This is a genomic window from Streptococcus sp. FSL K6-1323, from assembly GCF_038630745.1.
Lineage (GTDB): Bacteria > Bacillota > Bacilli > Lactobacillales > Streptococcaceae > Streptococcus > Streptococcus salivarius_D.
In genome coordinates this window covers 1,707,010-1,729,356 of the sequence record NZ_CP152039.1, presented here as the reverse complement: position 1 = coordinate 1,729,356, position 22,347 = coordinate 1,707,010, and the positions used below count along the sequence as shown (strand labels likewise).

The window sequence follows — 22,347 nt, the reverse complement described above, 5'->3', positions numbered from 1 at the left end:
GACGAAAAACAATTTGTGGAGGATGCTTATGACGATTTTAGCGATTGATTTTGGGGGAACACAGGTGAAGTCAGCACTTGTTTCAGAGCAGTTTGCCATTGAAAAGAGTCTGCCGACGCAGTCATCCCCACAAACCTTGGAACAAGCTATTGACGTGATTGATCAGATAGTTACTTCAGTTGAAGTAGACTTATCAGGTTTAGCAATTAGTGTTCCAGGGACAGTTGATACTGAGGAAGGTGTCATTTATCATGGTGGCTTATTGAGGTTCTTTCACGGCTTTCGTATTAAAGAGGTCCTCGAAGCCAAGTACCATCTACCTGTAATGGCCCTTAATGATGGTAAAGCAGCAGCCTTGGCAGAGCTAGCCACAGGTCATTTGCAAGGAGTGACCAATGGTGTAGCCCTTGTTTTGGGTTCAGGTCTAGGTGGTGGATTCATTATTAATGGTAAACTTTTTCAAGGAAGCCACTTTCAAGCGGGTGAGTTGACCTTTCTGTTACCAGTTCAAATGGAAAAAGTTGATCCTTCATTGATGCGAGGCATGACTTTGTCGGCTGTCGGTTTAATTACCAAGGTAAATGAAGTGCTAGGTAACTCAGATTTAAAGGATGGTTTAGCCGCATTTAAGGACATAAATGCAGGAGATGAGACAGTCTATTCGCTTTTTGAAAGCTATTGCCGTAACCTAGCCATTACCATTTTGAATCTTCAAACCATCTTTGATATGGAAACCTTTGTTATTGGAGGTGGCATTTCAGCCCAGCCGATTCTTATCAAGGAGGTCAACCGCCAGTTTGATAAGGTTCACCATGAGATTGACTTTATCGGTAAAATTATTAAACGTCCCGAGATTGTTGCTTGTCATCATCATAATGGAGCTAATCTAATTGGGGCAGCCTATTTTCTTAAGCAAAAATAAACGGATACTAAAATCAATTACTGATAAGAATATACATAAAATACCTAACTTTTTCGAGGCGAGCGGTTAATCCCGTTCGTTTTTTACTGTTAACACTTTACAATATTCAGAAAATTCGCTATAATAGGACTATTAAAATTTTGGAGGTGTCTTTATGACAATTTATAATTTCTCAGCAGGACCTGCTACATTACCAAAACCAGTGCTTGAAAAAGCCCAAGCTGAATTGCTTAACTATCAAGATTCCGGTATGTCCGTGCTAGAAATGTCCCACCGTTCTCCAGAATTTGACAAAATCGTTAAAGATGCGGAAGCGACACTTCGTGAGCTTATGGCCATTCCTGATAACTATAAGGTTATTTTCTTGCAAGGTGGCGCTTCAACACAATTTACAATGGTCCCACTTAACCTCGCTCAAGGTAAGAAAGCTTACTACCTTGTAGGTGGTTCATGGGGTAAAAAAGCTTACACAGAAGCTGTTAAACTTTCAAAAACTATTCCGTTTGAACCAATTCTTTTGGCCTCTTCAGAAGAAACTGTTTACGATCATATCCCAAGTTTTGACCCAGCAACAATTGATCCAGAAGCTGCTTATGTTCACTTGACAACGAACAATACCATTGAAGGAACATCTATCTACGATTTGCCTGATACTAATGGTGTGCCAATTGTAGCTGATATGTCTTCAAATATTTTGGCTGCTCGTTACAATGTTGAGGACTTTGCCCTTATCTATGCTGGTGCTCAGAAAAATATTGGACCTGCTGGGGTGACAGTGGTTATCGTTCGTGAAGACTTCCTTAACGACCAACCACAATTGTCTGCCATGTTGGATTACCGTATTCAAGCTGAAGCAGGATCACTTTACAATACACCACCATGTTTCAACATCTATATTTCAAAACTCGTCTTTGACTGGATTAAAAATGAAATTGGTGGCGTGGACAAGATGGCTGAAATTCAACGTGAGAAATCAGGACTTCTCTACGATTACATTGAGTCATCTGATTTCTACACAAATCCTGTCAAAGATGCCAAGGATCGTTCTGTCTGCAATATCCCATTTGTAACACCAAGTAAAGAGTTGGATGCTAAATTTGTAGCAGAAGCAGATGCTCTTGGTTTCAAGAATATCAAAGGACACCGTTCAGTAGGTGGTATGCGTGCTAGTGTTTATAATGCATTCCCACGTCAGGGTGTACTTGACTTGATTGACTTTATGAAGAAATTTGAAGCCGAAAATAAATAATTAGGTAAAGAGATGGAAATTAGACAAGCCTTCCCAAATGAAATTGGGGCTATCATGACTGTGATTGAGAGTGCTAGAACTGCTTTAGCAGAAGCGGGGAGTACCCAATGGCAAGGAGCTGATGGTTACCCTACTGAAGAAACTATCTTTGACGATGTCCTTAATGGGCAGGCCTATGTAGGAATTGTTGATGGTCAAATCGTTTCTTATGCTGCGGTGATTGTTGATGGAGACCCTGCTTACGACAAAATCTATGACGGGGACTGGAAACATCACAATAAGCGCTACATTACTTTTCATAGAATCGCCGTTTTAAGTGAATTTACGGGTCAGGGCATTGCTCAAACCTTCATTCAAGGTCTTATTGAGGGGACTGATGCTCATGATTTTCGTTGCGATACGCATGAAAAGAATACTGTCATGCAGCATATTTTGGAGAAACTTGGCTATGTCTATTGTGGCAAGGTTCCTATTGATGGTGAACGTCTTGCTTATCAGAAAATCAAAACTAAGCGAGAGAAAGCCTTTTATCAAGAACTTGATGAAGCAGCTCACCACGGGATACATTGATTTAAGAGGAATAAAATTATGGTATTTAGTGTAAAAACGTATAACAATATTAACCAGATTGGTTTGAAGGAACTTGGAAATCATTTCCAAATTGATGGTGATTTAGCGGAAAATCCGGATGCCTATATCATTCGTAGTCAAAATCTCCATGACACTGTTTTTCCTGACAACTTGAAAGCTATTGCGCGTGCTGGTGCAGGTACTAACAATATCCCAGTTGACGAAGCAACTGAAAAAGGGATTGTTGTCTTCAATACTCCAGGTGCCAATGCTAACGCTGTTAAGGAAGCTGTTTTGGCCTCTATCTTACTCTCAGCACGTGACTATATTGCGGCCAATGCTTGGGTTAACACACTTAGTGGTGATGATGTTCCTAAACAAATTGAAGCAGGTAAGAAACAGTTTGCAGGTAGCGAGATTACTGGTAAGACATTGGGTGTTATCGGGCTCGGTGCCATTGGTGCACGTATTGCCAATGATGCTTACCGTTTGGGAATGAAGGTCTATGGTTACGACCCATATGTTTCTATTGAAGCTGCCTGGAATATTTCTCACCATGTAAGACGTGTTTCTGATCTTAAAGAGATTTTTGAAAACTGTGATTATATCACTGTTCACGTTCCATTGACACCAGATACACAGGGAACTTTCAATGCGGATGCCTTTAACCTTATGCAAAAAGGGACAACTATCATTAACTTTGCCCGTGCAGAGTTGGTAGATAATGATGCCCTCTTTGATGCTTTGGAAACAGGTGTGGTTAAACGCTATATCACCGACTTTGGTACAGAAGATCTCCTTAACAAACCTAATGTGACTGTCTTCCCACACGTTGGTGGATCAACAGGTGAAGCAGAACTTAACTGTGCGATTATGGCAGGTCAAACCATCCGTCGTTTCATGGAAACAGGTGAAATTGTTAACTCTGTTAACTTCCCACGTGTGCAACAGGCCTTGAGTGCCCCATACCGCATCACCTTGATTAATAAAAACGTGCCTAATATTGTGGCTCGTATCTCTACTGCGGTTTCTGATTTTAATATCAATATCGATAATATCATCAACCGTTCTAAGGGCGACTATGCCTATACACTTCTTGACCTTGATGAAACAGACAAATCTAAGATTGATGAATTGGTTGCCAAGTTTGAAGCTAGTGACAATATCGTTCGTGTGCGTTTGATTAAAGGTAAATAATAAGAGTTAATTGACAGGAACAAGAGATTCCTGTCTTTTTTGTTATAATAAAGACATGCTTTATCGTCAGTATTATTTATCTCCTATTGGACGCTTGTGCTTGGTGGCAAGTGACCAAGCGCTTTATGGTGTTTGGTTGGAGGGGCAAAAACATTTTCAGTCAGGAATCAGGGAAGAGGAGCTAGTAGACACCTCAAATCCTATCTTGAAAATGACCAAGAATTGGTTAGAGGCTTATTTTAAAGGTGATCATCCAAGTCCAGATACCCTCCCTCTAGCTGATAGAGGGACAACCTTTCAGCTAAAGGTTTGGTCAGCTTTACGGGACATTCCTGTGGGGAAGAGCAGAACTTATAGTCAGATTGGTAAAGTGATTTTATGTCAATCGGCGCAGGCCGTAGGAACTGCTGTTGGTAAGAATCCTTGGTTGATTCTGGTCCCTTGCCATCGGGTTCTTCCTAGTAGTGGTCATATAGGAAAATATGCTGCAGGAGAAGACGCCAAGCGTTTCTTACTTCATTTAGAAGGCATTAGGTTTGACAATCCTTAGATAGATATCTTATGCTAGAAAAAAGGAGAAAATTATGTACATTTTTTATGAATATCCCAAATGTAGCACTTGTCGTAAGGCAAAGGCAGAACTCGATCAATTAGGTTTAGATGTTGAATCTATTAATATTAAGGAAAATCCACCTTCGGCTCAATTTTTAAAAGAGCTTTTGGAAGGGTCAGATTTAGAACTTAAGAAATTCTTTAATACGAGTGGTCAATCCTACCGCTCTCTAGGTCTAAAGGATAAGTTGCCAACCCTATCCCTTGATGAAGCTGTTGAACTTTTGGCTTCAGATGGTATGTTGATTAAACGTCCTATCTTGATTAAAGATGGTAAGGTTTTACAGGTTGGTTACCGTACGCCTTACCAAGACTTAAATTTATAAAAAATAAGCAAAAAATCTTGCCACAGTAAATAGAAGTATGGTAAGATTAAAACAGTTGCCGCTATAGTTAAATGGTATAATAGAGCAATGGTAATGCTCCGTTCCGAGTTCAATTCTCGGTGGTGGCATCTGTGATAGCGTCCAGCCTTAGGGTTGGATTTTTTTTATGTGAGTTTAAGCTTGTCTCGCTTCGAAGGTATGAGACAAATAAATCACCTATTATGCGAGAGTGTATTGAAAGCTTTACTGATAATACTAAGTACTGCGAATTCTTCTTTGAGAGTTTGTGACGAGTCAAGTGCACTAAGATTTGAAGAAAATGCTTGGGCACTGGCCGGTATTTGGTTTTTTAGCGTTTAAGCAAATTAACTGTTAGACGGGTGATTATGACTATTGAGAATAGTCTCACGTCGATTCTAATACAACAAAAAGTCATCATATGATGACTTTTTGTTGTATTAGAATTTTGTGTTTATTTTCAAGGAGAGAATAGCAAACAGTATTCTTTAAACTAAGAACGTTTAAGAAGCTTTTTAAGTCCTTGGATAAGTTTGTATTTTAAAGGTTGTGGGTAATAACGGAAGGTTCCCATCTTACGAACAATATAACCGTTAAAGTTTTGTTTAAATCGTAGAACTCCATCAGAGCCGTCAAACACGCCTGTAATTCCAAGGAAATTATAACTCATAATATTTCTCTTCAAAGTGCATTTCATGGCATGATACTGAATTAAGAAAGCAGCAGAGAATTTTTGAAATTCTGTATAGGAACCTCCAAATAGATAGGTGGCCTGATCTTGTGTATATAGTATTAAAGCACAAGCAAGAAGTATCTTCTCTGTATTAATTTTTTGTTTGAGCTCTGAAATGATCTGTTTTTGTTTATTCAATTTTTGAGCTTGTTGCTCATACTGTTTGCTCTTAGGGTTCAGTGAGGTAAGTTTACTATTTATGTGATCTAAGCTTTTTTCAAAATCTAACTCTGCTACCAAGAAATCAGCGTTATCACCAAATGCATCATATAGATCTGTATAATAATCTAAACTTTTATCTTCAAACCCTTGCCTTTTTCCGGTTTCTTCTATAATCTTTTTGAATTCTGGGATTTCACCTTTATTTATTTTGCGAACAATAACATTATAGTCGAGAGCAGTTTTGATGTTTCTGACGCTATTTTTGTTAAATGATTTTAATAAAGATGTTTCATCAAAGCCCTCAAGATTTTTCAAATAATGCCAAGTTGGTTCCCCTTCAGGATAGCCTACCTGTAAACCATCAAATTTGTAGCCAAGATCTGTTAGTGTAGAAATTAATTCTGTTTTCTCAGGTTCAGTAGGCTTTCCATCAATTTCAAATGTCTGATAAGTGTCGTCTGGCTTCACAACCAATTCTAGAGCTCCCTGTTTCTTAGCAAAAAGTTGTAATTCATGATAAAAACTCTTTAAATCGGATTCATTTGTATACGATGGACCACTATTAATTTCTATTCTGACTCCTCCAGTCAAATGCTTCATGAAAGCAATAGCAGCAACAGTAATTTCATTATTACTTTTCCAACCTAAAAACTTAGTCTCGAATCCTCTTTTTCTTAGGAGATTAGACATTGATACTGTTTGCATGAACGAATGTTCTTTACATTTTTCTATGAAAGATGTAAACTCTTCCTCTTTCAAAATTGTAAAACTCATTTTATTTCCTTTCGATTACAAGTAAATAGTTATATAAAATATTATAACAAAAATAAGTTCAGATGCTTCAAACTATCTGTATTTCAAATTGACTATAATCACAGAATGATAAAGTCTAGTAATTTTACATTATATAAATCTAGGTACAGTGAGCTTCCAGATTCTATCGTTGACAACGAAAGGAAGATAGCAGAAGCTTTTTGAACAACAGAAGTTGTTAAATCTGACGAGTTACCGTTTTATACACGTCATTTTATGAAAAATACAAAGTCTCCAAGGGTTGGTATTGTTGTTCCTAGGCTATAAAAAATCAAGGCTGGGTAAGTCGTCTAACATCTGATAATATTAGTGTTTATTTTATTCAAGGAAAGAAGCAACATCAATGGTGATTATTGATAAGTTAATCATTTGATATAGATCGATACCAATATTAAAAAGTGTCGGAGTAGTGTCTCCTACGTTTGGAGTTAGCAGGACTTTTAAAAGAAATAATGGAGCAATTTGAAAAAAATAATCAGCTTTCCTTCAGCTTTCTTTAAGCAACCCAAGCTACACTATAATCATCCTAATAAGTATTGCTGAACATGGTTCGGTAGAACTCACACCTCTGACGCTGAGTCAGACAGTGAAACTTTCTTTTTTTCATAAATTTCCCAAACAAGTCTAACCTACCATAGTTAGGCTTGTTTTTTGGAATAAGCAAATCAGCCTTTTCATCAAAAGTAAACGCTTACGCAAATTTAGTGAAAACGTTAGGCAAAGTCAGTGAAAACGTCTAAAAAACCGTTAATTCGTTGACTTTCGTGGAAAATAGGACTAAAATAACAGGGTAAAAAAAATTAAAAGGAGAATTCTACTATGAATTTAACTATCTTAGGCCTCGGTTTGGCCGTTATGGGTGTATCTATTGGTGAGGGTATCCTCGTTGCCAATGTCGCTAAAGCTGCAGCTCGCCAACCTGAGATGTTTAGCAAACTTCAAACATTGATGTTTACTGGTGTTGCCTTTATCGAAGGTACCTTCTTCGTATTGTTTGCCCTTAGCTACATTGTCTAATAGACAAATAAAAAGATGAAGGAGGGATGAGCAGTGGAAACTACAAGTAATCCAACCGTCTCATTATTTGGGATTGATTTTGACTTGACTGTCCTTGCCATGTCTCTCTTGACAGTAATTATCGTTTTTGGAGTGGTTTTCTGGTCAAGTCGTAAGATGACCATTAAACCAAAGGGAAAACAAAATGTGCTTGAGTTCATCTATGAGTTTGTGAACAGTACCATTTCTCAAAATCTTGGGAAATTCACGAAGAATTATAGTTTGCTCTTGTTTGTAATTTTCACCTTTGTTTTTACAGCGAACAACTTAGGTTTGCTTGTATCTGTAAAAAGTGAGCATTACAATTTTTGGACTTCTCCAACATCGAACTTCGGTGTTACTATCACTCTTTCTTTGATTATTACCCTCATTAGTCATATTGAGGGGATCCGTAAAAAAGGGTTTAAAGGCTATCTAAAAGGCTACCTTTCACCATACCCAGCTATGCTCCCAATGAACATTTTGGAACAATTAACCAACCTTGCTTCATTGGCCTTGCGTTTGTTTGGTAACATTTATTCTGGTGAGGTACTTACTGGCTTGATTCTTAAATTGGTGACATGGTCTGTCTTTGCAGCACCTGTATCCTTTGCTTTGAACCTTGTCTGGGTTGCCTTTTCAGCCTTTATCGGCTTCATCCAAGCCTATGTCTTTATTATCCTAAGTTCAAACTATATTGGTGATAAAGTCAACGAAGAATAATTAAGAAAGGGAGAAATGAAATGTCATTACTGATTAATAGTACGACACTTGGTAATATCATTATCACACTCGGCTCAGTTTTTCTCTTGTATTACCTCATCCGTAAATTCGCATGGGATCAAATTACAGGAATCTTTGCTGCTCGTGAAAAGAAAATTGCCACAGATATTGATAGTGCTGAAAATGCTCGTCAAGAAGCAGAAAGCTTGGCACAAAAACGTCAAGATGAGTTAGCAGGTGCTCGCACTGAAGCGGCTCAAATTATTGATGGGGCCAAGGAAACTGGTAAAACTCAAGAATCAAAAATCATTGCAGAAGCACATGATGAAGCTAAACGCTTGAAAGAAAAAGCAAATCAAGACATCGCCCAAAGCCGTGTGGAAGCACTTGCTGGAGTTAAAGGTGAAGTTGCAGACTTGACTGTCCTCTTGGCGGAAAAAGTTATGAAACAAAACCTTGATGCTAAAGCGCAATCTGACTTGATTGATAGCTATCTTGATCAATTAGGAGATGCTTAATGGATAAGAAAACACAAGCTCTTGTTGAGCAGTATGCCAGAAGCCTGGTAGAAGTCGCTTTTGAACAAGACGCCGTGTCAACAATCCAAGAAGAAGTAAGGCAAATCCTAACAGTTTTTGCTGAAACAAATCTAAAAACCTTCTTGTCGCAGGAAAATGTGACAAGTGAAGCTAAAAAAGAAAGTTTGAGCTTGTTTCAAGAGTCTTGTTCAGTGTATATGAACAATTTTCTTGAGGTAATCTTACTCAATGACCGTGCCAACATTCTCTATGATGTGTTGAAATTGGTCCTTGAGCTCTTTGATCAAGAAGACAATACTTACGATGTTACAGTGACATCAGCAAGTCCCTTGTCTGAAGACCAAAAAGCTCGACTTTTGGCGATTGTTTCACAAAAATTTGAGATTAAGACACGTCGTTTAGTAGAAAAAATTGATGAGGACCTCATCGGAGGATTCGTCATCAAAGCAAAAAATAAGGTTGTTGACACGTCAATTCGCAGTCAATTGCAAACCTTTAAAACGAATTTGAAATAGAAAGTGGTGTGACTTTTGGCAATTAACGCACAAGAAATTAGCGCTTTAATTAAAAAGCAAATTGAAAACTTCCAGCCAAACTTTGACGTCACTGAAACTGGTGTCGTTACCTATATCGGTGACGGTATCGCACGTGCTCGTGGACTTGATAATGCTATGAGTGGTGAGTTGCTCGAATTTGAAAATGGTGCCTATGGTATGGCCCAAAACCTTGAAACTAATGATGTCGGTATCATTATCTTGGGGGATTTTGTAGCAATTCGTGAAGGCGATATTGTTAAACGTACTGGAAAAATCATGGAAGTTCCAGTTGGTGAAGCCCTTATTGGTCGTGTAGTAAACCCACTTGGGCAACCAGTTGATGGTCTTGGTGACATCGAAACAACAGGTTTCCGTCCAGTTGAAACACCTGCTCCAGGTGTTATGCAACGTAAATCAGTTTCTGAGCCATTGCAAACTGGTCTTAAGGCCATTGATGCCTTGGTTCCAATTGGACGTGGTCAACGTGAATTGGTTATCGGAGACCGCCAAACTGGTAAAACTTCAGTAGCCATTGATGCGATCTTGAACCAAAAGGGTCAAGATATGATCTGTATCTATGTGGCTATTGGTCAAAAAGAATCAACAGTTCGTACACAAGTAGAAACTCTCCGTAAACACGGTGCTCTTGATTACACAATCGTTGTGACTGCCTCTGCATCACAACCATCACCATTGCTTTACATTGCGCCTTATGCTGGTGTTGCAATGGCTGAAGAGTTCATGTATAACGGAAAACACGTACTGATTGTTTATGATGATTTGTCTAAACAAGCCGTGGCCTACCGTGAACTTTCATTGCTTCTCCGTCGTCCACCAGGTCGTGAAGCTTACCCAGGGGATGTCTTCTATCTCCACTCACGTCTTTTGGAACGTTCAGCTAAAGTTTCGGATGATCTTGGTGGTGGTTCAATTACTGCCTTGCCAATCATCCAAACGCAAGCCGGAGATATCTCAGCATATATCGCAACAAACGTTATCTCAATCACAGATGGACAAATCTTCTTGCAAGAAAACTTGTTTAACTCAGGTATTCGTCCAGCCATTGATGCGGGTTCTTCCGTATCACGTGTAGGTGGATCAGCGCAAATTAAAGCGATGAAGAAGGTTGCTGGTACACTTCGTCTTGACTTGGCTTCATATCGTGAACTTGAAGCCTTTACGCAATTTGGTTCAGATTTGGATGCTGCGACTCAAGCGAAATTGAACCGTGGTCGTCGTACAATCGAAGTTTTGAAACAACCGCTTCATAAACCACTTCCAGTTGAGAAACAAGTTGTTATCCTTTACGCTTTGACACACGGTTTCTTGGATAGTGTTCCGGTTGATCAAATCTTGGATTTTGAAGAAGCACTCTATGACTACTTTGATGGTCACCATGAGGATATCTTTGAAACTATTCGTACAACTAAGGATCTTCCTGAGGAATCTGTACTTAATGAAGCTATCCAAGCTTTCAAAGATCAGTCAGAATATAAATAGAAATAGGGAGGACAGCATATGGCAGGCTCTCTAAGAGAAATCCAAGCAAAAATTGCTTCAACAAAGAAAACGAGTCAAATTACAGGAGCCATGCAAATGGTTTCTGCATCAAAATTGACACGTTCTGAGCAAGCTGCTAAAGATTTCCAAATCTATGCCTCAAAAATTAGACAGATCACAACAGATCTTCTACATTCAGAATTGATTAATGGTTCGTCAAATCCAATGTTGGACGCACGTCCAGTCCGTAAGACAGGTTACATTGTCATTACTTCAGATAAGGGACTAGTTGGGGGTTATAACTCAACAATTCTTAAAGCTGTGTTGGACATGATTAAACGTGACCATGATTCTGAAGATGAATATGCTATCATTTCTATTGGTGGAACAGGTTCAGATTTCTTCAAGGCTCGTAACATGAATGTTGCTTTTGAACTTCGTGGCCTTGAAGATCAACCTAGTTTTGAACAAGTCGGAAAAATCATTTCTAAAGCAGTAGGAATGTATCAAAATGAACTTTTTGATGAACTCTATGTGTGCTACAACCACCATGTCAACAGTTTGTCTAGTGAGGTTCGTGTGGAACAAATGCTTCCTATCGCTGATTTGGATCCCAATGAATCAGAAGGTCATGTGTTGACCAAGTTTGAATTGGAACCAGATCGTGACACTATTTTGGATCAACTCTTACCGCAATATGCTGAGAGTCTTATCTACGGTGCTATCGTAGATGCCAAAACAGCTGAGCACGCAGCTGGTATGACTGCAATGCAGACAGCCACTGATAATGCGAAGAATGTGATTAACGATTTGACAATCCAATATAACCGTGCGCGTCAAGCTGCCATCACTCAGGAAATTACTGAAATCGTTGGCGGTGCAAGTGCACTTGAATAGCTAGAGATTTGTCTTAATTAGACACACATGAAAAAAGGATGATTGTCATCCAGAAAACTATCATAAGGAGAAAACAATGAGCTCAGGCAAAATTGCTCAGGTTGTTGGTCCTGTTGTAGACGTAGCGTTTGCAGCTGGTGATAAACTTCCTGAGATTAACAATGCATTGGTCGTTTATACTGATGAACAAAAGTCTAAACGTATCGTGCTCGAAGTAGCTCTTGAACTTGGAGAAGGTGTGGTTCGTACCATTGCCATGGAATCTACTGATGGATTGACTCGTGGACTAGAAGTTCTGGACACTGGACGTCCAATCAGCGTTCCTGTTGGTAAAGATACCCTTGGACGTGTCTTTAACGTTCTTGGTGATACCATTGACTTGGAAGCACCTTTTGCAGACGATGCAGAGCGTGAACCAATTCACAAAAAAGCACCAACTTTCGATGAATTGTCAACATCTACTGAAATCCTTGAAACAGGGATTAAAGTTATCGACTTGCTTGCCCCTTACCTTAAAGGTGGTAAAGTCGGACTCTTTGGTGGTGCCGGTGTTGGTAAAACCGTTCTTATTCAAGAGTTGATTCACAACATTGCCCAAGAGCACGGTGGTATTTCCGTGTTTACAGGTGTTGGTGAACGTACACGTGAAGGTAATGACCTTTACTGGGAAATGAAAGAATCTGGCGTTATTGAGAAAACAGCCATGGTCTTCGGTCAAATGAATGAACCACCTGGAGCACGTATGCGTGTTGCGCTTACTGGTTTGACAATTGCGGAATACTTCCGTGATGTTGAAGGTCAAGACGTGCTTCTCTTCATCGATAACATCTTCCGTTTCACTCAAGCAGGTTCTGAGGTTTCTGCCCTTCTAGGTCGTATGCCATCAGCCGTTGGTTACCAACCTACACTTGCTACTGAAATGGGTCAATTGCAAGAACGTATCACATCAACTAAAAAAGGTTCTGTTACATCTATCCAAGCCATCTACGTTCCAGCTGATGACTATACTGACCCAGCGCCAGCTACAGCATTTGCTCACTTGGATTCAACAACCAACCTTGAACGTAAGTTGACACAAATGGGTATTTACCCAGCCGTTGACCCATTGGCATCAAGCTCACGTGCCCTTTCACCTGAAATTGTTGGTGAAGAACACTATGCTGTTGCGACTGAAGTTCAACGTGTGCTTCAACGTTACCGTGAATTGCAAGATATTATCGCTATCCTTGGTATGGATGAATTGTCAGACGAAGAAAAAACATTGGTTGGACGTGCTCGTCGTATCCAATTCTTCTTGTCACAAAACTTCAACGTTGCTGAACAGTTTACAGGTCAACCAGGTTCTTATGTTCCAGTTGCTGAAACCGTTCGTAGCTTTAAGGAAATCCTTGAAGGTAAATATGACAATCTTCCAGAAGATGCCTTCCGTAGCGTAGGTCCGATTGAGGATGTAGTAGCTAAAGCTAAAGCTATGGGCTACTAATGAGGTGAATATATGGCACAAATGACCGTACAAGTGGTAACTCCGGATGGTCTTAAATATGACCACCATGCCAGCTTTATCCACGCGGTTACTAAAGATGGTCAAATTGGTATCTTGCCAGGCCATATTAACTTGATTGCGCCACTTGAAGTGGATGAACTCAAGGTTCGTCGTGTGGATGACGAGAGTCACGTCGATTGGATTGCCGTAAATGGTGGTATCATCGAAGTTAAAGATGATTTTATTACTATCGTTGCCGATTCAGCAGAACGTGAACGCGACATTGACGTTTCTCGTGCCGAACGTGCCAAGCAACGTGCCGAACGTGACTTGGAAGAAGCAACTAAATCTGACCGTATTGATGAAGTTCAACGTGCTCAGGTTGCTCTCCGTCGAGCACTTAATCGTATCAGTGTCGGTACAAAATAAGATAAACAAAAAGCGAGACTTAGGTCTTGTTTTTTGTTTGTCTTAAAAGAAAACATAAAAAGAAAACATAAAAAGAAAACATAAGAAGTAGCAAGGTTATCAAAGAAAGCTCATTGTAAAACCTATCTGAAGGTAAGATAAAATAATCAGATTTTCAGTCCTGAAAACGGTTAATTTAGCTTTTGCTTTAGTTTAAGGTATCAAAGTGTTATAATATAAGCTGTTAGCTTTATATTTTAAGAGAAAATGTAGAGTAACGTAATAGAAAGTATGAGTTTTTTAAAGATATGAAAATTGAAAAGAAGCATCTTTTAGATTACACCATCTTGATACCTTATTTAATCTTATCCGTGGTTGGTTTAATAGTAGTGTATTCAACAACAAGTGCTCGTTTAGTAGCCTTGGGAGCTAATCCCTTTGCATCTGTTATAAACCAAGGAGGCTTCTGGTTGCTATCCTTGTTCTCTATTTTTTTCATCTACCGACTGAAATTGAACTTTCTCAGGAAAGATAAGCTTTTGGGTGTTGTTATTGCCTCTGAGATTTTACTTTTGGTCATTGCCAAATTTTTCACCAGGGAAATCAATGGTGCCAATGGTTGGATTGTGCTAGGTCCCTTGTCTTTCCAACCGGCGGAGTACCTTAAGATCATTGTTGTTTGGTTTTTGGCACACACCTTTTCAAAAAAACAGTCTGCCATAGAACGTTATGACTACCAAGCCCTGACGAAGAATAGATGGATTCCTAGGAATGGTAAGGAACTTAATGACTGGCGTGTCTATTTGCTTGGTATGATCGGTTTGGTTGCTATCCAACCTGACTTGGGGAATGCGGCTATCATTGTATTGACTACAGTAGTGATGTTTTCAATTTCTGGTGTTGGCTACCGTTGGTTTACGGCCTTATTTGCCAGTATTGTAGGGATTTCGTCGGCCTTCCTAGGCTTAATTGCCTTGGTTGGGGTTCAAACCATGGCTAAGGTACCTATCTTTGGATATGTTGCCAAGCGTTTCGCAGCATATTTTAATCCGTTCAAGGATTTGACAGGATCTGGTCTTCAGCTATCTCATTCATACTATGCTATGAGTAATGGAGGATGGTTTGGTCTCGGGCTTGGAAATTCAATTGAGAAAACTGGTTATTTACCAGAAGCTACAACAGACTTTGTGTTTTCGATTGTTATTGAAGAATTAGGTCTTATCGGAGCCGGCTTGATTCTGGCCCTCCTCTTTTTCCTCATTCTTCGTATTATGATTGTGGGAGTTAAGGCCAGAAATCCATTTAACTCTATGATGGCGCTTGGTGTGGGAGCTCTCATGCTAATGCAGGTCTTCGTTAACATCGGAGGAATCTCAGGGCTAATCCCATCAACAGGGGTTACCTTCCCCTTCCTTTCACAAGGTGGGAACTCGCTTTTGGTAACTTCTGTTGGGATTGCTTTTGTTTTAAATATTGCTGCCAACGAAAAGCGTGATAATATTGTTCAAGCTATTGAGGACGAGTTATCTCAGACTCAAGAAATGCAAAATCAAGATGAAAAAATTGTACCTTTAAGAAGAAGTCGTTAATTCGGCTTCTTTTTTTACTTGATAGCGTTTTGCATTAGTAAAGGTAATACTAAAAGCTTGTAGAAGTAGTTGAAATAGAAATACCGAAAGAAATATTGTGATTACCCTAAAGAAAAATTGAAAACTATATAAAATACTTGCAATTCTATGACATTTTGATAGAATAGTAGAGTAAAGTTAGACTGTATTGCCTACTGTCTATCTATAAAATATATTTTATTGGAGGCTTTTCCTAAATGGCAAAAGAAAAATACGATCGTAGTAAACCACACGTTAACATTGGTACAATCGGACACGTTGACCACGGTAAAACTACTTTGACAGCTGCTATCACAACTGTATTGGCTCGTCGTCTTCCTAGCGCAGTTAACACACCAAAAGACTATGCTTCAATCGACGCTGCTCCAGAAGAACGTGAACGCGGTATCACAATCAACACTGCACACGTTGAGTACGAAACTGAAAAACGTCACTACGCTCACATTGATGCGCCAGGACACGCGGACTACGTTAAAAACATGATCACTGGTGCCGCTCAAATGGACGGTGCGATTCTTGTAGTAGCATCTACTGACGGACCAATGCCACAAACTCGTGAGCACATCCTTCTTTCACGTCAGGTTGGTGTTAAACACCTTATCGTCTTCATGAACAAAGTTGACTTGGTTGACGATGAAGAATTGCTTGAATTGGTTGAAATGGAAATCCGTGACCTTCTTTCAGAATACGATTTCCCAGGTGATGACATTCCAGTTATCCAAGGTTCAGCTCTTAAAGCTCTTGAAGGTGATTCTAAATACGAAGACATCATCATGGACTTGATGAACACTGTTGACGAATACATTCCAGAACCAGAACGTGACACAGACAAACCATTGTTGCTTCCAGTCGAAGACGTATTCTCAATCACTGGTCGTGGTACTGTTGCTTCAGGACGTATCGACCGTGGTGTTGTTCGTGTTAATGACGAAGTTGAAATCGTTGGTCTTAAAGAAGAAATCCAAAAAGCAGTTGTTACTGGTGTTGAAATGTTCCGTAAACAACTTGACGAAGGTATTGCCGGAGATAACGTCGGTGTTCTTCTTCGTGGTATCCAACGTGATGAAATCGAACGTGGTCAAGTATTGGCTGCACCTGGTTCAATCAACCCACACACTAAATTCAAAGGTGAAGTTTACATCCTTTCTAAAGAAGAAGGTGGACGTCACACTCCATTCTTTAACAACTACCGTCCACAGTTCTACTTCCGTACAACTGACGTAACAGGTTCAATCGAACTTCCTGCAGGTACTGAAATGGTTATGCCTGGTGATAACGTGACTATCGACGTTGAGTTGATCCACCCAATCGCCGTTGAACAAGGTACAACATTCTCTATCCGTGAAGGTGGACGTACTGTTGGTTCAGGTATCGTATCTGAAATCGAAGCTTAATTAATATTAAGTTCCCAATACAATTATTCGTCAGACAATAATTGAGAGAGTCGAGTTTACTCGGCTCTTTTTGGTGTTTAAAAATACTCGTAATATATACTTTTAAGATATTTTAGATGTTCAATCTAAGTTTTGACAGTGATAAATAGACATAAAGCAGGTTGAGTTTTCGGAATTTTCCTAAAATCCTAGTAATAGTAAGGGATTTGTGATAAAATAAACGAGTAAATAAATAAAAGAAGAGGTATGTGAAATGTCACGTAAACCATTTATCGCTGGTAACTGGAAAATGAACAAAAGTCCAGAAGAAGCAAAAGCATTCGTTGAAGCTGTAGCATCAAAACTTCCTTCATCAGATCTTGTTGAAGCTGGTATCGCAGCTCCTGCAGTTGACTTGACAGCTGTACTTGCTGCTGCTAAAGGTTCAAACCTTAAAGTTGCTGCACAAAACACTTACTTTGAAAATGCTGGTGCCTTCACTGGTGAAACTAGCCCACAAGTTTTGAAAGAAATCGGTACTGACTACGTTGTTATCGGTCACTCAGAACGTCGTGACTACTTCCACGAAACTGATGAAGACATCAACAAAAAAGCAAAAGCAATCTTTGCTAACGGTATGCTTCCAATCATCTGTTGTGGGGAATCACTTGAAACTTACGAAGCTGGTAAAGCAGCAGAATTCGTAGGTGCTCAAGTTTCAGCTGCTCTTGCTGGATTGACTGCAGAACAAGTCGCTTCAACAGTAATCGCCTACGAACCAATCTGGGCTATCGGTACTGGTAAATCAGCTTCACAAGACGACGCACAAAAAATGTGTAAAGTTGTTCGTGACGTTGTAGCTGCTGACTTTGGTCAAGAAGTTGCTGATAAAGTACGTGTTCAATACGGTGGATCAGTTAAACCTGAAAACGTTGCTGAATACATGGCTTGTCCAGACGTTGACGGAGCTCTTGTAGGTGGTGCATCACTTGAAGCTGAAAGCTTCTTGGCATTGCTTGACTTCGTTAAATAATTTTAGATAAAGTCGAGGTTTCTCTCGGCTTTTTTATTTTTTGATGAATAGTTTTACAAATAAATCGCTTGGGATAAGACAAATAGTGTGGGTTTGTATAAACGAACGCTTTAGGCCCTATATTTTATAGGTTTAGGGTTTGACAAATAGAATTGGATTGCCCAAAGAGACAGATAATATGCTATAATTAAAGTAGTATAACTAGAGCTCAGATGCTAATAGTCTGTATGCTCCGCATTTTTTCCAAAAAAGGAGAGTTAGAATCATGACTTTTGATGCAATTGACCAAATGGCGGTCAGCACTATTCGTTCGCTTTCGATCGAGGCAATTCAAGCCGCGAATTCTGGGCACCCAGGTCTTCCTATGGGTGCAGCGCCAATGGCTTATGTGCTTTGGAACCATGTGATGAATGTTAATCCAAAGACAAGCCGTAACTGGACAAACCGAGACCGTTTTGTTCTTTCTGCAGGTCATGGTTCTGCCTTGCTTTATAGTCTCTTGCACCTTTCTGGCTACGACGTGACAATGGACGACTTGAAGAACTTCCGTCAATGGGGATCTAAGACTCCAGGTCACCCTGAAGTTAACCATACAGATGGTATTGAAGCAACATCAGGTCCTCTTGGTCAAGGGATTGCTAATGCTGTAGGTATGGCAATGGCTGAAGCACACTTGGCAGCTAAATTTAACAAACCTGGTTTTGATATTGTTGACCATTATACTTATGCCCTCCATGGCGATGGTTGTTTGATGGAAGGTGTTTCTCAAGAAGCTGCTAGTCTTGCTGGTCACCTTAAACTTGGTAAGTTGGTACTTCTTTACGATTCAAATGATATCTCACTTGATGGACCAACTTCAATGGCTTTCACAGAAGATGTTAAGGCTAAGTTTGAAGCTTATGGTTGGCAACACATTCTTGTTAAGGATGGTAATGATTTGGAAGCTATTGCTAAAGCTATCGAAGAAGCTAAAGCTGAGACAGATAAACCATCTATTATCGAAGTTAAGACAATCATTGGTTACGGAGCTGAAGGCCAAGGAACATCAGCTGTCCACGGTGCTCCAATTGGTCAAGACGGCATTGATCACGCAAAAGGTGTTTACGGTTACGATGCACCGGCATTTACAGTTCCAGATGAAGTAGCTCGTCGTTTTGAAGTTGGTATTAAATTCCGTGGTGAAGCTGCTGAAAATGCTTGGCAAACTAAATTTGCAGAATATGAAGCTGCTTACCCAGAATTGGCTGCGGAATACAAGGCTGCCTTTGCGAATGAACCTGCACACGTTGACTTGAAGGCTCATGAATTGGGTTCAGCAGTAGCTAGCCGTGTGTCAAGCCAACAAGCTATCCAACAGATTTCTGAACAAGTTCCTTCATTCTGGGGAGGTTCAGCAGACCTTTCAGCTTCTAACAATACTATGGTTAAGGCTGAGTCTGATTTCCAAGCAGACAACTATGCTGGACGTAATATTTGGTTTGGTGTGCGTGAGTTTGCTATGGCTGCAGCGATGAATGGTATTGCTCTTCATGGTGGTACTCGTGTTTATGGTGGTACTTTCTTCGTCTTCTCAAACTACTTGCTTCCAGCAGTACGTATGGCAGCACTTCAAAACTTGCCAGTGACTTATGTTATGACACACGATTCAGTAGCAGTTGGTGAAGATGGACCTACTCACGAACCAATCGAACAATTGGCAAGTGTGCGTTCAATGCCTAACCTTAACGTTATCCGTCCTGCAGATGGTAATGAAACTAATGCTGCTTGGAAACGTGCCTTGGCTGAGACTGAACGTCCAACAATGCTAGTTTTGACACGTCAAAACTTGCCAGTCCTTGACGGTACAGCTGAAAATGCTGAAGCTGGTGTCAATAAAGGGGCTTACATCATCTCAGAAGCTAAAGGTGATCTTGATGGTATCATCATTGCGACTGGTTCTGAAGTGAAATTGGCTCTTGATACTCAAGCGGCTCTCGAAGCTGAAGGCGTGCATGTCCGTGTTGTTTCAATGCCATCACAAAATCTCTTTGATGAACAAGATGTTGCATATAAGGAAGAAGTTCTTCCAGCAGCTGTGACAAAACGTTTGGTTATCGAAGCTGGAACTAGCTTTGGTTGGGGCAAATATGTTGGTCTTGCAGGTAAAACACTTACTATTGATACTTGGGGTGCCTCAGCACCTGGTGACCGTATCTTTAAAGAATATGGTTTCACTGTTGAAAATGCAAGTCAACTTTACAAATCATTGTAAGAAGAGAAAGAGCTTGGCTAGTCCAAGTTCTTTTTTGTAAATATTATATAGAACTTGACTTTTTAGGGCATAGTGTTAGAATGACTGTGTCAGCCGATTTAGCTCAGTTGGTAGAGCAACGCACTCGTAACGCGTAGGTCACAGGTTCGAAACCTGCAATCGGCATGGTCAGAAGTATTAAGGTAGAAAAGGCTCTTTGTCAACTGTAGTGGGTGACGAAAAGCTAACATCTAGAGAGGACCTGATAGGTCTTCTCTTTTTTTATGTTTAGAGTGATGAAGACACGTTTCTTAAAGTTGATGAAGTTTCTAAAACCGAAGCCCAACCGTTTGATGTCTTTGATCAACTTGTTAGTCGCTTCGAGTTTCGCGTTTGAATAGTCAGTTTCTAGCGCATTCTTGATGTATTGCTTGTGTCTAAGAAAAGTCCTAAAGACCGTTTGAAAGTAGTGATTGACCTTGCTCATGTTCTCCTCTATTGACTCAAAAAACTCATCTACCCTCTTCTCCTGAAAGTGAAAAAGCAAAAGCTGATAGAGGTTGTAGTCATTAGCGAGCTCTTCTGAAAAGTCTAGAGTCTTCTCAACGACTTCATGTGGTGCTAAAGTTTGTCGGAAAGTCTTTGAATAAAAAGAGTTGAGCGATAGCTTACGGCTGTCCTTTTGAAAGAGTCGCCAGTGATTTTTCAAGGCTCGATAGGGTAGTGACTTCTTATCAAACTGGTTCATAATAGCAATTCTTGTCTTTAAAAATGCTCGACCAAGGTGCTGGATAATGTGGAAACGATCAAGAACGATTTTGGCGTTTGGAAAAAGTTTTTTGGCTAGTGGCATATAGGTCCCAGACATATCCATCGTGATAAACTGTACCTGTTGTCGGACTTTCAATGGATACTTCAAAAAGTAGTTTCGTATAGTGGTTTGGCGACGATTATCAAGGATGGTTATGAGTTCGTTTGTCTCATAATTCTGGGCTACAAAAGCGAATTCCCCTTTCTTGAACCCAAACTCATCCCAGGACATAACAGTAGGGAGCTTGTCATAATGTTCCTTGAAAGTAAACTGGTCGAGCTTACGATAGACAGTGGACGTCGACACACGAAGCTTTCTGGCAATATCAGTTAGTGACATCTTCTCAGTTAGGAGTTGTGTAAGCTTTTGTCGGACAAGGTTGGAGATTTGACAGTTTTTCTCAACGATTGATGTCTCAGCTACCGTGACTCTCCTACAATTTTTACACTGGAAGCGGCGTTTCTTCAGACGTAGTAGTGTTGGAGTTCCCGCTTGTTCGAGAAGAGGGATTTTAGAAGGCTTTTGAAAGTCGTACTTGATCATTTTTCCATGGCAATGAGGACATGATGGTGCAGGATAATCGAGTTTTGCTTGAATCTCGATATGAGTATCAGTTTCAAAAACAAGTGAAATATTGATATTTTGGTCTTTAATTCCGATTAATTCTGTGGTATTCTTAATAAGTCTCATAAGTTCTTCCTAATGATGGTTTGGTTGCTTTTCATTATAGTTCTTATGGGACTTTTTGTCTGCATTCAAAAAGCTCTATAATCTCTACAGTAGTTTTACCCACTACAGAAATTATAGAGCCGTAGAAAAAGGGGTTTTTAGAAACCTCTGTTTTCTTTTGTCCTTGATTGTTCATTTGAGCTAAAATTTGATAAAATAGAAAGTAAAGAAATCAAAAAGGAAGTATCATGTCAAAAGGGTTATTAATCTCAATCGAAGGGCCAGATGGTGCTGGAAAGACAACAGTTTTGGAGGCACTTTTACCTCGTCTTAGAGAAGCTTATCCAGCTCAAGTCGTGACTACACGTGAACCAGGCGGAGTAGCTATTGCAGAGCAAATCCGTGAGGTTATTCTGGATGTAGATAATACGTCTATGGATGCTAAGACAGAGCTCTTGCTCTATATTGCGGCTCGCCGTCAACATCTGATTGAGAAGGTTTTGCCAGAGCTTGAAAAGGGCAATATGGTCATCATGGATCGTTTTATTGATTCATCAGTTGCCTATCAAGGGACTGGTCGTGGCTTGGATCAGGATGAGATTGCATGGTTAAATGCCTATGCGACTGATGGGTATAAACCTGATGTGACCCTATTGTTTGATGTGGATTCTGAGACTGGTTTGGCCCGCATTGCAGCTAGCGGTGAACGTGAAGTTAATCGGTTGGATTTAGAGAAACTTGACCTACATCAGCGTGTACGTCAAGGGTATTTAGATTTGGCACAGGCTGAACCAGAACGTATCAAGTTAATCGATGCCTCACAGGCTTTTGAGGATGTTGTAGAGCAAGCTTGGGAAGTAATTAAAGGCTATTTATAAGG

20 protein-coding genes, 2 tRNA genes and 1 pseudogene are annotated in these 22,347 nt (G+C 39.9%); 21 read left to right on the top strand and 2 right to left on the bottom strand.

The annotated features are described in order from the left end of the window. The first annotated feature begins 28 nt into the window (after nt 1-28). The 7 genes from NST80_RS07995 (at nt 29) to NST80_RS07965 (ending at nt 5,004) form a co-directional block, all read left to right on the top strand. Nucleotides 29-922 (top strand): ROK family protein, encoded by an 894-nt coding sequence (locus tag NST80_RS07995; RefSeq protein WP_183138263.1) that lies wholly within the window; start codon nt 29-31, stop codon nt 920-922. Nucleotides 923-1,076: 154 nt separating this feature from the next. Beyond that, on the top strand, nt 1,077-2,171 hold the full coding sequence (serC, locus tag NST80_RS07990) for a 3-phosphoserine/phosphohydroxythreonine transaminase (protein WP_070850013.1): 1,095 nt from the start codon (nt 1,077-1,079) through the stop codon (nt 2,169-2,171). A 12-nt stretch (nt 2,172-2,183) separates the two neighbouring features. Next, the gene (locus tag NST80_RS07985; RefSeq protein ID WP_002884484.1) at nt 2,184-2,741 is read left to right on the top strand and encodes a GNAT family N-acetyltransferase; all 558 of its coding nucleotides are present in this window, start codon (nt 2,184-2,186) and stop codon (nt 2,739-2,741) included. 18 nt (nt 2,742-2,759) lie between these two features. Then, nucleotides 2,760-3,938 carry a 3-phosphoglycerate dehydrogenase family protein gene (locus NST80_RS07980; protein ID WP_004183085.1) on the top strand — a complete coding sequence of 393 codons (1,179 nt, stop codon included), beginning with the start codon at nt 2,760-2,762 and terminating at the stop codon, nt 3,936-3,938. 55 nt (nt 3,939-3,993) lie between these two features. Then, complete coding sequence (locus NST80_RS07975) at nt 3,994-4,488, top strand: methylated-DNA--[protein]-cysteine S-methyltransferase (protein WP_037605644.1); 495 nt, start codon at nt 3,994-3,996, stop codon at nt 4,486-4,488. Between the two features lie 34 nt (nt 4,489-4,522). After that, on the top strand, nt 4,523-4,876 hold the full coding sequence (locus NST80_RS07970) for an arsenate reductase family protein (protein ID WP_004183081.1): 354 nt from the start codon (nt 4,523-4,525) through the stop codon (nt 4,874-4,876). 57 nt (nt 4,877-4,933) lie between these two features. Further along, nucleotides 4,934-5,004 (top strand) — tRNA-Thr (locus NST80_RS07965). 383 nt (nt 5,005-5,387) lie between these two features. Here the strand turns inward: NST80_RS07965 and NST80_RS07960 are convergent. Then, nucleotides 5,388-6,563 carry a peptidoglycan bridge formation glycyltransferase FemA/FemB family protein gene (locus NST80_RS07960; RefSeq protein WP_004183079.1) on the bottom strand — a complete coding sequence of 392 codons (1,176 nt, stop codon included), beginning with the start codon at nt 6,561-6,563 and terminating at the stop codon, nt 5,388-5,390. Between the two features lie 858 nt (nt 6,564-7,421). On the opposite strand from NST80_RS07960, the gene NST80_RS07955 reads away from it, so the two are divergent. The 13 genes from NST80_RS07955 to NST80_RS07895 all read left to right on the top strand — a co-directional run bounded on the left by NST80_RS07955 (nt 7,422) and on the right by NST80_RS07895 (nt 20,173). Beyond that, nucleotides 7,422-7,619, top strand: coding sequence for a F0F1 ATP synthase subunit C (locus tag NST80_RS07955; RefSeq protein WP_004183077.1), 198 nt, complete (start codon nt 7,422-7,424; stop codon nt 7,617-7,619). Nucleotides 7,620-7,652: 33 nt separating this feature from the next. Further along, entirely contained in the window at nt 7,653-8,360 is a 708-nt protein-coding gene (atpB, locus tag NST80_RS07950; RefSeq protein ID WP_004183075.1) for a F0F1 ATP synthase subunit A, read from the top strand. Between the two features lie 20 nt (nt 8,361-8,380). Continuing rightward, nucleotides 8,381-8,878 (top strand): F0F1 ATP synthase subunit B, encoded by a 498-nt coding sequence (atpF, locus tag NST80_RS07945; RefSeq protein WP_002886161.1) that lies wholly within the window; start codon nt 8,381-8,383, stop codon nt 8,876-8,878. Further along, entirely contained in the window at nt 8,878-9,414 is a 537-nt protein-coding gene (locus NST80_RS07940) for a F0F1 ATP synthase subunit delta (RefSeq protein ID WP_118172325.1), read from the top strand. The genes atpF and NST80_RS07940 overlap by 1 nt, the downstream gene beginning before the upstream one ends. Before the next feature lie 15 nt (nt 9,415-9,429). Continuing rightward, nucleotides 9,430-10,935, top strand: coding sequence for a F0F1 ATP synthase subunit alpha (atpA, locus tag NST80_RS07935; protein WP_014633492.1), 1,506 nt, complete (start codon nt 9,430-9,432; stop codon nt 10,933-10,935). An 18-nt stretch (nt 10,936-10,953) separates the two neighbouring features. Then, on the top strand, nt 10,954-11,832 hold the full coding sequence (locus NST80_RS07930) for a F0F1 ATP synthase subunit gamma (protein WP_002886026.1): 879 nt from the start codon (nt 10,954-10,956) through the stop codon (nt 11,830-11,832). Nucleotides 11,833-11,908: 76 nt separating this feature from the next. After that, entirely contained in the window at nt 11,909-13,315 is a 1,407-nt protein-coding gene (atpD, locus tag NST80_RS07925; protein WP_002885994.1) for a F0F1 ATP synthase subunit beta, read from the top strand. Between the two features lie 12 nt (nt 13,316-13,327). Next, entirely contained in the window at nt 13,328-13,744 is a 417-nt protein-coding gene (locus NST80_RS07920; RefSeq protein WP_002890211.1) for a F0F1 ATP synthase subunit epsilon, read from the top strand. A 287-nt stretch (nt 13,745-14,031) separates the two neighbouring features. Beyond that, on the top strand, nt 14,032-15,312 hold the full coding sequence (locus NST80_RS07915; protein WP_070850008.1) for an FtsW/RodA/SpoVE family cell cycle protein: 1,281 nt from the start codon (nt 14,032-14,034) through the stop codon (nt 15,310-15,312). A gap of 236 nt (nt 15,313-15,548) precedes the next feature. Beyond that, on the top strand, nt 15,549-16,745 hold the full coding sequence (tuf, locus tag NST80_RS07910) for an elongation factor Tu (RefSeq protein ID WP_002890213.1): 1,197 nt from the start codon (nt 15,549-15,551) through the stop codon (nt 16,743-16,745). 253 nt (nt 16,746-16,998) lie between these two features. After that, a complete protein-coding gene (gene tpiA, locus NST80_RS07905; protein WP_070850006.1) occupies nt 16,999-17,757 on the top strand; it encodes a triose-phosphate isomerase in 759 nt (252 codons plus the stop codon). A gap of 265 nt (nt 17,758-18,022) precedes the next feature. Continuing rightward, nucleotides 18,023-20,008, top strand: a complete 1,986-nt coding sequence (tkt, locus tag NST80_RS07900; protein WP_045768749.1) for a transketolase — start codon at nt 18,023-18,025, stop codon at nt 20,006-20,008. Nucleotides 20,009-20,100: 92 nt separating this feature from the next. Then, a tRNA-Thr gene (locus NST80_RS07895) sits at nt 20,101-20,173 on the top strand. 65 nt (nt 20,174-20,238) lie between these two features. Here NST80_RS07895 and NST80_RS07890 read toward each other — a convergent pair. Further along, nucleotides 20,239-21,488: pseudogene (locus NST80_RS07890) on the bottom strand (ISL3 family transposase). Between the two features lie 227 nt (nt 21,489-21,715). On the opposite strand from NST80_RS07890, the gene tmk reads away from it, so the two are divergent. Then, nucleotides 21,716-22,345 (top strand): dTMP kinase, encoded by a 630-nt coding sequence (gene tmk / locus NST80_RS07885; RefSeq protein WP_045769039.1) that lies wholly within the window; start codon nt 21,716-21,718, stop codon nt 22,343-22,345. Nucleotides 22,346-22,347: the final 2 nt, after the last annotated feature.

What these genes read in the sequence shown, in the direction of transcription:
- NST80_RS07995 (WP_183138263.1), top strand. Translation starts at nt 29, where the DNA reads ATGACGATTTTAGCGATTGATTTTGGGGGAACACAGGTGAAGTCAGCA.
- serC (WP_070850013.1), top strand. Translation starts at nt 1,077, where the DNA reads ATGACAATTTATAATTTCTCAGCAGGACCTGCTACATTACCAAAACCA.
- NST80_RS07985 (WP_002884484.1), top strand. Translation starts at nt 2,184, where the DNA reads ATGGAAATTAGACAAGCCTTCCCAAATGAAATTGGGGCTATCATGACT.
- NST80_RS07980 (WP_004183085.1), top strand. Translation starts at nt 2,760, where the DNA reads ATGGTATTTAGTGTAAAAACGTATAACAATATTAACCAGATTGGTTTG.
- NST80_RS07975 (WP_037605644.1), top strand. Translation starts at nt 3,994, where the DNA reads ATGCTTTATCGTCAGTATTATTTATCTCCTATTGGACGCTTGTGCTTG.
- NST80_RS07970 (WP_004183081.1), top strand. Translation starts at nt 4,523, where the DNA reads ATGTACATTTTTTATGAATATCCCAAATGTAGCACTTGTCGTAAGGCA.
- NST80_RS07960 (WP_004183079.1), bottom strand. Translation starts at nt 6,563, where the DNA reads ATGAGTTTTACAATTTTGAAAGAGGAAGAGTTTACATCTTTCATAGAA.
- NST80_RS07955 (WP_004183077.1), top strand. Translation starts at nt 7,422, where the DNA reads ATGAATTTAACTATCTTAGGCCTCGGTTTGGCCGTTATGGGTGTATCT.
- atpF (WP_002886161.1), top strand. Translation starts at nt 8,381, where the DNA reads ATGTCATTACTGATTAATAGTACGACACTTGGTAATATCATTATCACA.
- NST80_RS07940 (WP_118172325.1), top strand. Translation starts at nt 8,878, where the DNA reads ATGGATAAGAAAACACAAGCTCTTGTTGAGCAGTATGCCAGAAGCCTG.
- NST80_RS07930 (WP_002886026.1), top strand. Translation starts at nt 10,954, where the DNA reads ATGGCAGGCTCTCTAAGAGAAATCCAAGCAAAAATTGCTTCAACAAAG.
- atpD (WP_002885994.1), top strand. Translation starts at nt 11,909, where the DNA reads ATGAGCTCAGGCAAAATTGCTCAGGTTGTTGGTCCTGTTGTAGACGTA.
- NST80_RS07920 (WP_002890211.1), top strand. Translation starts at nt 13,328, where the DNA reads ATGGCACAAATGACCGTACAAGTGGTAACTCCGGATGGTCTTAAATAT.
- NST80_RS07915 (WP_070850008.1), top strand. Translation starts at nt 14,032, where the DNA reads ATGAAAATTGAAAAGAAGCATCTTTTAGATTACACCATCTTGATACCT.
- tuf (WP_002890213.1), top strand. Translation starts at nt 15,549, where the DNA reads ATGGCAAAAGAAAAATACGATCGTAGTAAACCACACGTTAACATTGGT.
- tpiA (WP_070850006.1), top strand. Translation starts at nt 16,999, where the DNA reads ATGTCACGTAAACCATTTATCGCTGGTAACTGGAAAATGAACAAAAGT.
- tkt (WP_045768749.1), top strand. Translation starts at nt 18,023, where the DNA reads ATGACTTTTGATGCAATTGACCAAATGGCGGTCAGCACTATTCGTTCG.
- tmk (WP_045769039.1), top strand. Translation starts at nt 21,716, where the DNA reads ATGTCAAAAGGGTTATTAATCTCAATCGAAGGGCCAGATGGTGCTGGA.